The following is a 14,314-nucleotide window of genomic DNA, read 5'->3' as shown; positions in this document are numbered from 1 at the left end:
GGAGCGCGATAGGATCGTCACGGCGTCCGCACCTCGCGCGAGCGCATCTACGGAGCCTGTGAGGAGGCGCAGATGCCCATTCTTCCGAGCATCTCAGGACCCCGTGATCTGGACGCCCTGTCCGCGGATCAGCTGGTGGAGCTCGCCGCAGAGATCCGCGACTTCCTCGTGGAGAACGTGTCTCGCACCGGCGGTCACCTCGGCCCCAATCTCGGCGTGGTCGAGCTCACGATCGCGCTGCACCGGGTCTTCTCCTCGCCGGACGACCCCTTCATCTTCGACACCGGCCACCAGTCCTACGTGCACAAGCTCCTGACGGGGCGACAGGACTTCTCCGACCTGCGCGTCCGCGGTGGTCTCGCCGGCTACCCGCAGCGCAGCGAGAGCCCCCACGACGTGGTCGAGTCGTCCCACGCCTCCAGCTCCCTGAGCTGGGCTGACGGCGTCTCGCGCGCACTCACCGCCACCGGGCGGGCGGACCGCCATGTGGTCGCCGTCGTCGGCGACGGCGCCCTCACCGGCGGCATGACGTGGGAGGCGCTGAACAACATCTCCGATGACAACGATCGAAACCTCGTCATCGTCGTCAACGACAACGGACGCTCCTACGCGCCGACGATCGGCGGCATGTCCAGGTACCTGAACCGGGTGCGCACAGCGGCCGCCTACAAGGACCTGCACCACAAGTCCGACCGTCTGTTCCGCGCGTTCGGTCCCGTGGGGCGTGCGGTCTTCCGCGGTGTGCGTGGCGGCACGCACGGCTTCCTCTCGCGCTTCACCAACAACGAAGCCCTGTACTCCAACCTCGACATCAAGTACCTCGGCCCGGTCGACGGGCATGATCTCCCCGCACTCCTCGAGACGCTCGAGCTCGCGAAGTCGTACGGGGCGCCGGTCATCGTGCACGCGATCACCGAGAAGGGCCGCGGCTACCAGCCGGCTCGCGACGATGACGCGGATCAGTTCCACGCGGTCGGACGCATCGACCCGGTCACGGGGGAGACCCTGTCTTCGGGCGGTCGTGGCTGGACCGATGTGTTCTCGGATGCGCTCGTGGACGTCGGAGGACGTCGCGATGACGTGATCGCGATGACGGCGGCCATGCTGCGTCCGACCGGCCTCGCGCGCTTCGCCGAGCGGTTCCCTGACCGGGTGTACGACGTGGGAATCGCCGAGCAGCACGCGGTGGCCTCGGCCGCCGGTCTCGCGTTCGGGGGGCTGCACCCCATCGTCGCGGTCTACGCGACGTTCATGGGTCGCGCGTTCGACCAGGTGCTGATGGATGTCGCTCTGCACCGTGCTGGCGTGACCTTCGTGCTGGACCGTGCCGGAGTGACCGGGCCGGACGGCCCGAGCCACCACGGCATGTGGGACCTCGCCATGCTGCAGATCGTCCCGCACATCCGCATCGCCGCTCCGCGTGATGGTGCGCGCCTGACCGAAGCGCTGGACGAGGCTGTCGCCGTCGACGATGCGCCGACCGTGATCCGTTTCCCCAAGGGCGCTGTCGCCGAGGATCTGCCCGCGATCGAGCGGCTTCACGATGGCGTCGACGTTCTCGCGCGCGGCGAGTCCGAGGATGTGCTGATCGTCGCCATCGGGCCGTTCGCGACGTTGGCCGTGGATGTGGCCGAGCGCCTGCGGGCGCAGGGCATCGGCGCGACCGTGATCGACCCGCGGTGGGCGATCCCTGTGCAGCCATCGGTCACGGAGCTGGCTGCACGGCACCGCCTGGTGATCACGCTCGAAGACGGCATCCGTGTCGGCGGCATCGGCACGCGCGTGCGTCAGGTCCTCCGCGAAGCGGGAATCGACACGGCGGTGGACGAGCTCGGGCTGCCGGATGAGTTCATCGACCACGCATCGCGGGAGCAGATCCTCGAGGATGCCGGTCTGACGGCGCCGAAGATCGCGCAGGACATCGTGGCCCAGGTGCTGGGCACGCGCATCCCGTTCGCCCGGAATGCGGGGGAGACCGGAGCGATCGACCTCCCTCTTCACGAACGCCGCTGAACCGCATCACGCGACGTGGCGAGGCCACTCCTCGCGCCGTGAGCGCCGGAACGTCCCGTACCAGCCGCCGGCGACGGCGAGTGCGCAGGCGATGCTGACGACAGCGACGTATGGCGCGGGCGGTTGCCCGATGATCCCGGTTCCCACCACCGCGGCACCGATGCCGGCTCCCAGCCCGGCGAAGGCGAGCAGGTGAACGACGATGTGATCGGTCGCAGCGAGCAGGCGGCCGAGCCCCCAGGCGAGCGGTGAACCCGCCAGCATCACGAGCAGCGACACCAGTCCGCCGAACGGGATGCCGTATACGAGGAAGAGCAGCACCGACGAGAGCGCATCGCCCCAGGGGTAGCCCGACTGGATGATGCCCGTGGCGACCAGCCCACTGGTGAGGATGATCATGAAGATCGCCCACGCGCTCCATGCACCGCGCCAGAACTCCCGGCGGGTGAAGCGCATGCGTGTCTCCGGTGTCGAGGCCACCGCGGGATCGTGCGTCATGATCCCCTCGAGACGCCGCCGAGGCCGGTATCTGCCGCTCGGTCCTCGTATGCGGCGTCTGGATCCGGACGCGGCGGGCGCGGCGTGATGAGGCCGGCGTCGATCCGGAGCGCGCGCCGGGCGGTCCACCACCACGCGAGCGGGATGGCGACCGCGAATGATCCGGCGGGAACGATGAAGAACCACGCCACGGGGTTATCCGACGGTGCGGCGGCGATGCTCGCCCCGCTGATTCCCATGCTGAATGCGGCGTATACGGCGAGGTGGATGCTCATGGCGCGGATTCCACGCATCGCACGAGCGATCAACATCACGATGAGAATGCCGATCGGCGTCACGAATGCCGCGACGATTCCCGCGCACAGTGCGTAGATGACCAGGGCGGGCACCGCAGCGACGAAGGCGTCCAGGGTGGCGGGGACGTGTTCGCCGCGGAGCCTGAGGACCGTGAGGTGCACCGCTTCTCCGCACACCAGCACCACCATGAACACCAGCCAGGCGGTGATGCCGCCGCGCAGGAGTTCGTCGCTCGTGAAGGCCATCGGCTTGTCGGGGGTGCGCACCAGCGGGGACGCGAGAGCGCTCATGAGCGCACCTCCGTGACGAGGCGAAGGAGTTCGCGTGTCGTCGCGTGCACCCCCGGCATCCGGACGAAGGGCAATGCGATCGCGAGCAGGCGGAGTCCGGCGTCCAGCATCCGGCTGGTCTTCTCCTGATCCGGAGAACCGTCGTATGTCCAGCGCAGCACGAGCGCGAGGTACGACACGAACAGCGCCTCGGGGAGCAGATCGGCGACATCGGCGGGAAGGCGGTGCTGCGCCCCGTCCACGGCCTCGCGGAACAACCCGACGGTCATGTCGCGTGCCGGCTCAGACTCTGCCGACAACGGGTTGATCGGGGAGTCGGGTGCGATCATCGCCGTGAGGAAACCCGGGGCGCTGCGCTGATAGGGGCCGAGTGCCGCCAGGCCGGTCTCGAACACGATGCGCAGTCGGTCGACGAGGCCGCGCTGTTCCGCGAGAAGCCCGTGGGCGGCGTCGGCGTGCTCGCGCTGCACGCGTACGTACAGGTCCTGCACCAGGTGGTTCTTGGAGGGGAAGTAGTAATACGCGTTGCCGACCGACACCTCGGCCTTCTCGGCGATGAGGCGCATCGTCGTGTCGGCGTACCCTCGCTCGATGAACGACTCGATCGCTGCCGCGCTGATCCGCGCGCGCGTGCGGGCGCTCTTGGACTCGGGGGCATCAGTTTCGAACATGTTCAAAACAGTACACCCGTGCCGCGCGAAGCGGCAGGTCGCGTCTCAGTTCAGCGCGTGCAGTGCCGCCACGGCCTGGGGCGCGGAGTCGGAGGCCCGCAGCGCCTGAGAGAGCAGGTATCCGTCTGTCAGGGCGTCTCCGGTGATCATCACGGTGACCACCTCGACGCCGCACGCGGCGATGACCTTCTCGTTGCACGCGGCGAGGACCTGCAGGCCGAGCACATCGTTGTGGGGAAGCTCGGCGCCCTCCAGTGAGCGGACGACGTCCCGCAGCGATGCCGAGATGATGTTCGCGGCCCTCTCGGTGACGTTGACGACGTCGAGCTCGAACACCCGCAGATCACGCCCCGAAGCCAGCGGGCGCCACTCGAATGAGGCGTGCACGAGGTGCTGGTGACCGCTGGCGCTCGTGAGCTGCCGTGCGGGGAGATCCGTGGCCCGACACCGCACATCGATCAGCTTGTACCAGTAGAAGAGCGGGAAGGCTCCGTGGGATCCGGGCGCCAGTACGACGACCTCGCCGACACCGGGCGCACCGGGCTTGCCGAGACGGGCGCGGCGGATGATGGGCTTGCCGTTGCGGGTGCGGATCGCCGCCCATCCCTCATCCACTGTGATGATGAAGAGCTTCAGGAGCGCCGGTATCACCAGCAGGACGGTGAGCACCGCCGTCCCCGTCTTGACCAGACCGCCCATCGCGCCGCCGCCGAACATGCTGAAGATCGCGTCCACGCTCATACTCTGCACCGCGGAAGGCGGCCCGGAGGTCCGGGAAGGACTCGTCGCACCGGATGTTCACCCGGATTTCGCGCGCGGTTCCCGCGGGACGTCAGCGCAGACCATCCAGCGTCTCCGCCACGATCTCCTCGACGATCGGCGTGGCCCGTTCGCGGTCGGCCGGGACGAGGCCGATCCGCGTACGCCGATCCAGCACGTCCTCTGCGGTCAGAGCGAGCTCCTCGCGCACGGCGAACTCGACGGCTGCGCGGGTCACGGGGATGCCGTCTGCCACGAACGTGCTTCCGTCGGCGCGGCGTGATCGGCCGACCACGTCGCCGTCGCGCACCAGGGGGAGTGTCGTCGTGGTGCTCGCGGGGGCGGAGATGCCACGCCCGGTCACGATGTGATCGACGGCGTCTTCGGCCATGCGCCGATACGTCGTCAGCTTGCCGCCGAGCACGGTCACGAACCCCGCTTCGGACGTCGCGACGAGATGACGACGAGACACATCCGCCGTCGACGCGGCGCCGCTGTCGACCAGCGGTCGAAGTCCCGCGAACGCGCCCCGCACCTGCTCGCGCCGGATCGGAGCCGCCAGAACGCGGTTGAGGTTGGCGAGGAGGAACCCGATCTCGTCCTCTGTCGGCGCGGCGACGCGAGGGATGGGGCCGGGAGCGTCCTCGTCCGTGATCCCGACGATCACGCGGCCGAGTTGTTGCGGCAGCGCGAAGATGTAGCGGCTGATCGACCCCTCCAGGGGGATCGTGAGTGCCGCACGCGGATCGCCGAGGTCGGCGGCATCCAGCACGATGTGCGTGCCTCGGCTGGGTCGAACGGTGATCGTTCGGTCGAGGGAGCCCGCCCACACACCGGTCGCGTTCACCACGCCGCGCGCCCGGATGTCCCACCGCTCGCCCGTGATGGCATCCGCGACCGCTGCGCCATCGGCGTGGAGTGAGAGGGCGCGCACGCGCGTCAGGATGCGGGCGCCCAGGGCCGCGGCGGTCCTGGCGACCGAGACGACCAGGCGCGCATCATCGACCAGCTGTCCGTCGTACGAGAGCATCCCCCCGCGGAGCCCCTGCGGAGTCACGGCGGGCGCGAGGCCGAGCACGGTGCGGGAGGACACGGGATGCGGCCCCGGGAGCACGCTGCGGCGGGTGCGCGCGTGCACGCGCAGCAGATCGCCGATCGCCATGCCCACAGCCCCCGCGGTGCGTTGCCTGATGCTCACGCCCGGGCTGAAGGGGAGCACCTGGGCCAGCGGATGGATGAGGTGAGGGGCGATCGTGGTCATCAGGTGATGGCGCTCGATCGCGCTCTCTCGCGCGGTGGCGACATCGCCCGTCGCGAGATAGCGCAGGCCGCCGTGCACGAGCTTGGAGCTGAATCGGCTCGTGCCGAACGCGAGGTCCTCCGACTCGACCAGGGTCACTCGCAGCCCGCGAGCGGCGGCGTCGAGCGCGACCCCGGCACCGGTGACCCCTCCTCCGATGACAAGGACGTCGACGGTCTCCTCGGCCGATCGTGCGATCTCGATGCGCCTCCGCTCGGCATTGAGCGCGGCCCCGGTTCCGGTCATGGCCGGAGAAGTCCGTCTATCGCGGCGCGGAGTTCGCGCTCCCATGCGGCGTCGTCGATGAGTTCGGCGACGGTCGCGTGCGAGAGGACCGCGGACTGGGCGATCAGGAGGAGCATGACGGCCATGTGCGCGGAATCACCACGGCGGACCGAACCATCGCGCTGCGCAGCGTCGATGGCCGCGCCGAGCCACTGCAGGATCAGTCGCTGGCTGGAGCCCACGCGCTGCAGCGTGTACCGCGTGAACGCCTCGGGCTCGTCGTCGAGGAGCCGGGCGTAGACGGCATCCTTGCGGAACACGGTGGTGAAGCGCAACACGTCGTCGACCAGCCGCGAGCGCGTCGTGGCGGGCTCGGGGAACCCCTCGAGGATCCGCGAGACGCGACGCAGCAGTGCGGACCTCACCACGTCGTCGGCATCGCTCCAGCTGCGGTAGATCGTGGGACGGCTGAGCGACGAGCGCCGGGCGAGCGCGGCGATCGTCACGCCATGGATGCCCAGGCGCTGGATCAGTGCGTCCGCCGCGTCCAGGATCCTCTCCCGCGTGGCGTCGGTCTGTCCGCTCGCAGAATCCAACAGTTGACGTTCTTCCATGATCTGTCACACTGTAACGCATGGACCGAGAAAGCGGCAGGGTCGATGGTGATCAGCCGATGAGATGGAACGGATGGGGAGACCCCGCGAAGGCGAAGGATCTCCCGCTGGCCGTGCGCACTCTCCTGCCGCTGCTGTTGGGCAGGACGCGACGCCCGGCCGAGGCCGTCGCTCTCCTCGACGTCGCTGTCAGCCCCTCGGCTCTCACTCCGGATGATCTCGAGGCCCTCGGTCGCGCCGTCGGACCTGACCACGTCGATGTGACGCATGAGGCCCGCGTCCGCCACGGTGGCGGTCGTTCGACGCCCGACCTGCTGCGGAAACGGGCAGCAGGGCAGCGGGTGCCCGATGCCGTGCTCAGGCCCGGTACGCACGATGAGGTCGGTGCGGTGCTGAGGGTGGCTGCGGAACTGGGTGTCGCTGTCATCCCCTTCGGCGGCGGCACGAGCGTGGTCGGTGCGCTCGACCCCGACAGGGGACCGCACCGCGGCGTGGTGAGCCTCGACCTGCGGCGGCTGTCCGGGCTGCTCCGCCTCGATCCGGTGAGCGGAGATGCCGTGCTCGCCGCCGGCACGACGGGGCCGGAGGCTGAGGAGCTCCTCTCCGCGCAGGGGTTCGAGCTCGGTCACTACCCGCAGAGCTTCCGCTACGCCACGATCGGCGGGTTCGCCGCTGCGCGCTCATCCGGACAGAACTCCGCGGGCTACGGCCGCTTCGACACCATGGTCACCGGCATCCGCGTCGCGACGCCGACCGGTGACCTCGAACTGGGGCGTTCTCCCGGATCTGCGGCCGGACCGGACCTGATCCGCGTGTTCCTCGGCTCGGAGGGCATCTTCGGTGTGATCACGGAGGTCAGAGTCCGCGTGCACCCCGTGCCCTCGCAGCGGATCCTCGAATCCTGGTCGATCCCTGATTTCACGACCGGCGCGGAGGCTCTGCGACGGATCGCGCAGTCCGCGACCGGCCCGACAGTGATCCGTCTCTCCGATGAGGCGGAGACCGCCGTGAGCCTGGCGCAGCTGGGCAGGATCGGCAAGGTGCTCGCGAAGGGAGCGAGTATCGTCACCGTGTACGAGGGCGACGACATCGAGCACCGGCGTTCACGCACGGCCGAGATCCTCCGCGCTCTCGGCGGGACGTCATCGGGTGAGAGCGATGCTGCGGCCTGGCTCGAAGGGCGATTCGACGGCCCGTATCTGCGCGACTCGCTTCTCGACGCCGGCGTCTTCTGCGAGACGCTCGAGACGGCGACGGTGTGGTCTGCACTCGCCGGACTGCGTGATGCGGTGACGCGCATGATCACGGAGAGCTTCGCGGCGGAGGCCGGCGCGAGGTCCTCCGTGATGTGCCACATCTCACACGTCTATCCCACGGGCGCCTCGCTGTACTTCACGATCCTCGCCGGGGTGCGCGGCGATCAGCTCGCCGTCTGGCAGAAGGTCAAAGCGAGGGTGAACGATGCGATCCTCGCGGCGGGCGGCACGATCAGTCATCACCATGCGGTCGGACGTGATCACGCCCCGTGGCTGGCGCAGGAGATCGGCGAGACGGGTGTGCGCATTCTCTCAGCGATCAAGCGCGAGTTGGATCCTCGGGGAATCCTCAACCCGGGCGCCGTGATCGCGACGGACGCTGCCGGACGAGCGGACTGACGTGGGCACGCACATCGCGGTGCTGTCGAATCCGTTCGCCGGCAAAGGGCGCGGCGCGCGCGCAGCCGCCCTCGCGATCGCCCGTCTTCGTCACGAAGGCCTGCAGGTCCGCAGCTACGCGGGATCGTCGGCGGCGCAGACGGCGGAGCTGGCGGTGCAGGCACTCCGAGAGGAGCCGACCGCCCTGGTCGTCGTCGGCGGCGACGGCACGCTGGCTGGAATCCTCACCGCGGTGACGGGGCAATCGGTGCCGCTCGTGCTCGTGGCGGCAGGGACCGGCAACGACCTCGCGCGCGCCCTGCACCTGCCGCGCCACGATCCGGGTGAGGCCGCGGCGCTCGCCCTGCACGGGAGGCCGCGGGTGGTCGACGTCGGGGAGGTGCACAGTGAGCTCGGCGCTCGGCTGTTCCTGACCGTCGCAGCACTGGGCTTCGACGCGAAAGTGAGTGATCGCACCAACCGGCTGCGGTGGCCGCGCGGTGTGCTGCGCTACTACCTGGCGCTGGTGATCGAGCTCCTCCGACTGCAGCCGGTGGCGTTTCAGGTGTCGGTGGACGGCGAGACCCTGCACGACGCACCGGGCACGCTGATCGCGGTCGGCAACACCCAGAGCTACGGCGGCGGGATGCCGGTGTGCGCCGGCGCCGCCGCGGACGACGGGATGCTCGACCTCGTGCACGTGCGGCCCCTGAGCCGGTTGCGACTGATCCGCCTCTTCCCCCTGCTGCTGCAGGGGCGCCACCTCTCCCGGCCTGAGGTGACCCATCGACGCGCGCGGCACGTGACGGTGTCCGCACCGGATCTCGTCGTCTATGCGGATGGCGAGCGGGTGGCTGCGGGGTCCTGCACGATCGGAGTGCGTGCGGGTGCTCTCACCGTGATGGTGCCGACGGAAGGAGATCGATCATGACGGAGTTCGACGAGGATGTCGTGATCGTGGGCTCCGGCTTCGGCGGCTCCGTCGCCGCTCTCCGCTTGCGCGAGAAGGGCTATCGCGTGCGGGTGTACGAGGCCGGACGGCGATTCGCCGACGAGGATTTCGCTCGGACCAGCTGGAACGTGCGCCGGTACCTGTGGGCGCCGGCGCTGGGATGCTTCGGCGTGCAGCGCATCCACCGTCTCCCGCACGTCATGATCCTGGCGGGTGCCGGTGTCGGCGGCGGATCGCTCAACTATGCCAACACGCTCTACCAGCCGGGGCCGGCGTTCTTCGAAGACCCGCAGTGGCACGGGATCGCCGAGTGGGAGGACGAGCTCGCACCCCACTATGCGACGGCCAAGCGGATGCTCGGGGTCGTCGAGCACTATCCGCACACCGGGCCCGTCGAGCGCATCATGGCGGGTGCTGCTTCTGATCTCGGCGTCGGAGACACGTTCCGGCACGCGCCGGTCGGTGTCTGGTTCGGCCGGCCGGGGGAGCGCGTCGCGGACCCGTTCTTCGGGGGAGAGGGGCCGGAGCGCACGGGCTGCACACTGTGCGGGAACTGCATGGTCGGCTGCCGTGTCGGGGCGAAGAACACTCTGATGAAGAACTATCTCGCTCTCGCCGAGCGGCGCGGTGCCGTGATCGAAGCGCTCCGGACCGTGACCGAGGTGCGTGAACTCGTCGGCGGAGGCTTCGCGATCACGACGCGGCGCAGCGGCGCCTGGTTCCGCCATGGCCGGAGGACGGTGACGGCCCGTGAGGTGGTCCTGGCTGCCGGTACCTGGGGCACGCAGCAGCTGCTGCATCGGATGAAGCACGAGGGGCTCCTGCCGCGCGTCTCCGAGACTCTCGGACGTCTCACGCGCACCAACTCCGAGGCGCTCGACGGCGCTGTCGCGACCACTGTGCCCGACTCGCTCGAACTCGCTCGTGGAGTGGCGATCACGACATCGTTCCACGTCGACGAACGGACCCACGTCGAGAATGTCCGCTACGGCCCCGGCTCCAATCTGATGGGCGCGCTCGCGACCGTGATGGTGCCGGGGGATCGCGGCCTGGGGCGACGGCTGGGCAGCGTGATCGCCCAGACGCTGCGCGCGCCGATCCGGCAGCTGCGCCTCGGATCGCTGCGGCGCTGGAGCGAGCGCGGCATCATCGCACTCGTGATGCAGACCGCCGACAACTCGCTCACGCTGTCGCTGCGCCGTCGCTTCGGGCGGTTGACCCTGACGAGCGCACAGGGGCACGGCGAGCCGAATCCGAGCCATCTGCCGCAGGCCCATCGCGCGGCGGCGGCGATCGCGGCCCGGATGCAGGCGGACGGCGGGGTTCCCGCCGCTGCCCGAGGGTCGTGGCCCGAGGTGTTCGGCATCCCGTTGACCGCGCATTTCCTCGGCGGTGCGGTGATCTCGTCGTCGGCGAGGAGCGGCGTGATCGACCGCTACCACCGAGTGTGGGGGCATCCCGGCCTGCACGTCGTCGACGGCGCCGCGGTACCGGCGAATCCGGGGGTGAATCCGTCGCTGACCATCACTGCACTCGCGGAGCGCGCGCTGTCGTATTGGCCGCATGCCGGTGCAGAGGATCAGCGTCCAGAGCAGCAATCGCTCTGACGCCACGAAGAAGCCGGAGGGGGCGTGTCCTGACGCGGTCCCTCCGGCTTCCTGCCGCGATGGTCAGCGGCTCTCGACTCCCCGGATCTGCGGAGTGTGGAACGATCCGCCAAACGCCCGCTCTGATGCGCCCTCACGGTCGAGGTACGGCGAGGCGCCACCGTCGATGAACGGCCAGCCGGCGCCGAGGATCAGGCAGAGATCGATGTCCTCGACCTCCGGCACCACACCCTCGTCGAGCATGAGCTTGATCTCCTGAGCCAGACCGTCCTGCACGCGTCCGAGGATCGTGCTCGCCGATGCGGGGGCGGAGCCCACTGCCGGCTTGAGCAGCTTCTCGGCCTGCTTGGTCCAGCCCGTCACGCGTCCGCCCTTGTCCTTCTCCACGACGGCGTCCAGCGCAGCCAGCGCGTGGAAGTTCTCGTTCGCGTAGAAGCGGTCGGGGAAGGCGTGCACCATCGTGTCCTGCACGTGAGCGGCGACCTTCCACCCGACCAGATCGATCAGCTGGAACGGTCCCATCGGCAGTCCGAGCGGGCCGAACGCCTTCTCGACGTCGGCGATCGGTGTGCCCTCGTACACGGCGCGCGCGGCTTCGCCCATGACCTTGGCGAGCAGACGGTTCACCACGAATCCGGGGGCGTCGGCCGTGAGCACCGCGTTCTTGCCCAGATTGCGCGCCACGACGAACGCCGTGGAGAGCGCAGCATCCGATGTGGTCGGGGTGCGGACGATCTCGATCAGCGGCATCACGGCGACCGGGTTGAAGAAATGGAAGCCGACCAGTCGCTCGGGATGAGCGAGCTTCGAGCCGATCTCCTCGACCGACAGAGACGAGGTGTTCGTCGCCAGGATCGCGTCCTCCGCGATGATCTTCTCGATCTCACCGAACACCTGCTGCTTGACGCCGACCTCTTCGAACACGGCCTCGATCACGAAGTCGCAGTCGGCGTAGAGGCTCTTATCGGTGGTGCCGGTGACGAGCGCGCGCAGCTTGTTGGCGGAGTCGGCATCCAGCCGCCCCTTGGCCTCGAGCTTTCCGATCTCCTCGTGGATGTAGGCCACGCCCTTGTCGACGCGGGCCTGGTCGAGGTCGGTGATCAGCACGGGGACCTGGAGCTTGCGCACGAAGAGCAGCGCGAACTGGCTGGCCATGAGACCGGCGCCGATGATCCCGACCTTGGTGACCTTCTTCGCGAGCGCCTTGTCAGGCGCGCCGACGGGCCGCTTGGCGCGCTTCTGCACCAGATCGAACGCGTACATCGACGCGGCGAACTGGTCGCCGGTCACGAGCTCGGCGAGCGCCTCGTCCTCGCGGGCGAAGCCCTCGGCCTTGGTGCCGCTCTTCGCCTTGTCGAGCAGTTCGAGCGCCGCATACGGGGACTTCGGGACCGTGCCGATCTTGGATTCGAGCATGCCGCGCGCCATCTTGATCGCGATCGGCCACTTGGTGAGCCTCTCGATCTTGCCCGGCTCGTTCTTGCGCTCGACCTTCTTGCCGCCGAGCACCGCATCGGCCCAGGCCAGCGAGTTCTCGAGGTAGTTCGCCGCCGGGAAGATCGCATCGAAGATGCCGAGGTCGAACGCCTGCTGCGGCTTGAGCATGCGGTTCTGCTTGAGCGGGTTCGAGATGACGACCTCGAGTGCGTTCTCGATGCCGATCAGGTTCGGCAGCAGGTACGCGCCGCCCCAGCCCGGGATGATCCCCAGGAAGACCTCGGGCAGCGCGACGGCCGCCGCCGACGCATCGACGGTGCGGTAGGTCGAGTTCAGCGCGATCTCGAGCCCGCCACCGAGGGCGAGGCCGTTGACGAACGCGAACGAGGGGACGCCGAGCTCGGAGAACCTTCCGAGCACCTTGTGCCCCAGCTGCGCGATGAGGCGGGCGTTGTCGCGCGAGCCGACCTTGCTGATGTCGGACAGGTCCGCGCCGGCGGCGAGGATGTACTGCTTGCCGGTGATGCCGACCGCCTGGATCTCGCCGGATGCCGCGCGCGCCTTCAGCCCGTCGAGGGTCTCACCGAGCTGTGTGAGCGTGGCGGGTCCGAGCGTGTTCGGGCGGGTGTGGTCGCGACCGTTGTCGAGAGTGATGAGCGCGAGCACCTTGCCGGAGGCGAGACGGATGTCGCGCACGGGGGAGTGCGTGATGACCTCGCCCTCGGTGAGCGCCTGAATCGGGGAGAAGTCGATGGCTTCGTAGTTCGTCACGTGCGCGCTCACTTCTTCTTCTTGCCGTTGTAGTGCGGGTTCTCCCAGATGACGGAGCCGCCCTGGCCGAGACCCACGCACATGGCCGTCAGGCCGTAGCGCACGTCGGGGCGCTCGGCGAACTGCGCTGCGAGCTGGATCATCAGGCGCACACCCGAGGCGGCCAACGGGTGACCGAGCGCGATCGCTCCGCCCCACTGGTTCACACGGGGGTCGTCGTCGGCGATGCCGAAGTGGTCGAGAAGCGAGATGACCTGGATCGCGAAGGCCTCGTTCAGCTCGAACAGACCGATGTCGTCGATCGTCAGACCGGCCTTCTTGAGCGCCTTCTCGGTCGACGGGATCGGGCCGATCCCCATGATCTCGGGCTGCACGCCGGCGAAGGCGAACGAGACCATGCGCATCTTCGGGGTGAGGCCGAACTCCTTCACCGCGCCGCCGCCGGCGAGGAGCGACATCGTCGCACCGTCGGTGAGCGGAGAGGAGGTGCCGGCCGTGACGCGACCGTGCGGACGGAACGGCGTCTTGAGAGACGCAAGATCCTCCATCGTCGTCTGAGGGCGGCGTCCCTCGTCTTCGGACGCGAGACCCCAGGCGCCGTCTGCATCTTTGATCGCGACGGACACGAGGTCCGGCTGGATCTTGCCAGCGTCGTACGCGGCCTGCACCTTGTGCTGGCTGAGCATGCCGTAGCGGTCGGAGCGCTCCTTGGTGAGGTGCGGGAACCGGTCGAAGATGCGCTCCGCTGTGACGCCCATGTTGAGCGCGCCGGGATCGACCATCTTCTCGGCCACGAAGCGGGGGTTCGGGTCGGCGTTCGCGCCGATCGGGTGGTGGCCCATGTGCTCGACGCCACCCGCGAGAGCGAAGTCATACATGCCGACGCCGATCGAGGCGCCCATGGTCGTGACGCTCGTCATCGCGCCGGCGCACATGCGCTCGACGGCGAGGCCGGGGACCGTCTGCGGCAGGCCCGCGAGGATCGCCACGGAGCGGCCGAGCGTGAGGCCCTGATCTCCGGTCTGCGACGTCGCGGCGATCGCGACGTCATCGATGCGGTCGGCCGGGACGGCCGCATTCCGCTCCAACAGGCCGATGGTCGCCTTGACGGCGAGGTCATCTGCGCGGGTGTTCCAGTACATGCCCTTTTCGCCGGCGCGCCCGAAGGGGGTGCGCACTCCATCGACGAAGAAGACGTCCGAGATCTCGGCCACTCTGCCTCCAAGTTTGTGCGGTGCCCTCAGTC

The 14,314-nt window shown here is 69.0% G+C and carries 12 protein-coding genes; 4 read left to right on the top strand and 8 right to left on the bottom strand.

The genetic code is table 11. From position 1 onward, the window contains the following. The first annotated feature begins 72 nt into the window (after positions 1–72). Positions 73–2,013, top strand: coding sequence for a 1-deoxy-D-xylulose-5-phosphate synthase (gene dxs, locus ACIOVG_RS12560; RefSeq protein ID WP_400873767.1), 1,941 nt, complete (start codon positions 73–75; stop codon positions 2,011–2,013). A 6-nt stretch (positions 2,014–2,019) separates the two neighbouring features. Here the strand turns inward: dxs and ACIOVG_RS12555 are convergent, their stop codons facing one another. The 6 genes from ACIOVG_RS12555 to ACIOVG_RS12530 all read right to left on the bottom strand — a co-directional run bounded on the left by ACIOVG_RS12555 (position 2,020) and on the right by ACIOVG_RS12530 (position 6,667). Continuing rightward, on the bottom strand, positions 2,020–2,511 hold the full coding sequence (locus tag ACIOVG_RS12555; RefSeq protein ID WP_400873764.1) for a hypothetical protein: 492 nt from the start codon (positions 2,509–2,511) through the stop codon (positions 2,020–2,022). Then, entirely contained in the window at positions 2,508–3,098 is a 591-nt protein-coding gene (locus ACIOVG_RS12550) for a hypothetical protein (protein ID WP_400873761.1), read from the bottom strand. The genes ACIOVG_RS12555 and ACIOVG_RS12550 overlap by 4 nt, the downstream gene beginning before the upstream one ends. Then, positions 3,095–3,769 (bottom strand): TetR/AcrR family transcriptional regulator, encoded by a 675-nt coding sequence (locus ACIOVG_RS12545; protein WP_400873758.1) that lies wholly within the window; start codon positions 3,767–3,769, stop codon positions 3,095–3,097. Before ACIOVG_RS12545 ends, ACIOVG_RS12550 begins: the two co-directional genes overlap by 4 nt. Positions 3,770–3,814: 45 nt before the next feature. Continuing rightward, the gene (locus ACIOVG_RS12540; protein ID WP_400873755.1) at positions 3,815–4,510 is read right to left on the bottom strand and encodes an SPFH domain-containing protein; all 696 of its coding nucleotides are present in this window, start codon (positions 4,508–4,510) and stop codon (positions 3,815–3,817) included. A gap of 91 nt (positions 4,511–4,601) precedes the next feature. Next, positions 4,602–6,074, bottom strand: coding sequence for a glycerol-3-phosphate dehydrogenase/oxidase (locus tag ACIOVG_RS12535; RefSeq protein WP_400873752.1), 1,473 nt, complete (start codon positions 6,072–6,074; stop codon positions 4,602–4,604). Beyond that, entirely contained in the window at positions 6,071–6,667 is a 597-nt protein-coding gene (locus ACIOVG_RS12530) for a TetR/AcrR family transcriptional regulator (RefSeq protein WP_400873750.1), read from the bottom strand. The genes ACIOVG_RS12535 and ACIOVG_RS12530 overlap by 4 nt, the downstream gene beginning before the upstream one ends. A gap of 20 nt (positions 6,668–6,687) precedes the next feature. Here ACIOVG_RS12530 and ACIOVG_RS12525 point away from each other — a divergent pair, with 20 nt between their 5' ends. Genes ACIOVG_RS12525 through ACIOVG_RS12515 form a run of 3 tightly spaced genes read left to right on the top strand, consistent with a single transcriptional unit; the run spans position 6,688 to position 10,860 of the window. After that, complete coding sequence (locus ACIOVG_RS12525; protein ID WP_400873747.1) at positions 6,688–8,322, top strand: FAD-binding oxidoreductase; 1,635 nt, start codon at positions 6,688–6,690, stop codon at positions 8,320–8,322. Position 8,323: 1 nt separating this feature from the next. Continuing rightward, positions 8,324–9,232, top strand: coding sequence for a diacylglycerol/lipid kinase family protein (locus tag ACIOVG_RS12520; protein WP_400873744.1), 909 nt, complete (start codon positions 8,324–8,326; stop codon positions 9,230–9,232). Beyond that, entirely contained in the window at positions 9,229–10,860 is a 1,632-nt protein-coding gene (locus ACIOVG_RS12515; protein WP_400873742.1) for an FAD-dependent oxidoreductase, read from the top strand. Before ACIOVG_RS12520 ends, ACIOVG_RS12515 begins: the two co-directional genes overlap by 4 nt. Before the next feature lie 63 nt (positions 10,861–10,923). On the opposite strand, the gene ACIOVG_RS12510 is transcribed toward ACIOVG_RS12515, so the two are convergent. Both ACIOVG_RS12510 and ACIOVG_RS12505 read right to left on the bottom strand, forming a co-directional pair. After that, a complete protein-coding gene (locus tag ACIOVG_RS12510; RefSeq protein ID WP_400874780.1) occupies positions 10,924–13,068 on the bottom strand; it encodes a 3-hydroxyacyl-CoA dehydrogenase NAD-binding domain-containing protein in 2,145 nt (714 codons plus the stop codon). Between the two features lie 8 nt (positions 13,069–13,076). After that, complete coding sequence (locus tag ACIOVG_RS12505) at positions 13,077–14,282, bottom strand: thiolase family protein (protein WP_400873739.1); 1,206 nt, start codon at positions 14,280–14,282, stop codon at positions 13,077–13,079. Positions 14,283–14,314 lie beyond the last annotated feature (32 nt).

It is taken from the genome of Microbacterium sp. NPDC087591, from assembly GCF_044743625.1.
Lineage (GTDB): Bacteria > Actinomycetota > Actinomycetes > Actinomycetales > Microbacteriaceae > Microbacterium.
Note: the sequence above shows the minus strand (reverse complement) of the source record. Positions and strands in the feature narration are given on the sequence as shown.

What these genes read in the sequence shown, in the direction of transcription:
- ACIOVG_RS12535 (WP_400873752.1), bottom strand. Translation starts at nt 6,074, where the DNA reads ATGACCGGAACCGGGGCCGCGCTCAATGCCGAGCGGAGGCGCATCGAG.
- ACIOVG_RS12525 (WP_400873747.1), top strand. Translation starts at nt 6,688, where the DNA reads ATGGACCGAGAAAGCGGCAGGGTCGATGGTGATCAGCCGATGAGATGG.
- dxs (WP_400873767.1), top strand. Translation starts at nt 73, where the DNA reads ATGCCCATTCTTCCGAGCATCTCAGGACCCCGTGATCTGGACGCCCTG.
- ACIOVG_RS12550 (WP_400873761.1), bottom strand. Translation starts at nt 3,098, where the DNA reads ATGAGCGCTCTCGCGTCCCCGCTGGTGCGCACCCCCGACAAGCCGATG.
- ACIOVG_RS12545 (WP_400873758.1), bottom strand. Translation starts at nt 3,769, where the DNA reads ATGTTCGAAACTGATGCCCCCGAGTCCAAGAGCGCCCGCACGCGCGCG.
- ACIOVG_RS12555 (WP_400873764.1), bottom strand. Translation starts at nt 2,511, where the DNA reads ATGACGCACGATCCCGCGGTGGCCTCGACACCGGAGACACGCATGCGC.
- ACIOVG_RS12515 (WP_400873742.1), top strand. Translation starts at nt 9,229, where the DNA reads ATGACGGAGTTCGACGAGGATGTCGTGATCGTGGGCTCCGGCTTCGGC.
- ACIOVG_RS12530 (WP_400873750.1), bottom strand. Translation starts at nt 6,667, where the DNA reads ATGGAAGAACGTCAACTGTTGGATTCTGCGAGCGGACAGACCGACGCC.
- ACIOVG_RS12540 (WP_400873755.1), bottom strand. Translation starts at nt 4,510, where the DNA reads ATGAGCGTGGACGCGATCTTCAGCATGTTCGGCGGCGGCGCGATGGGC.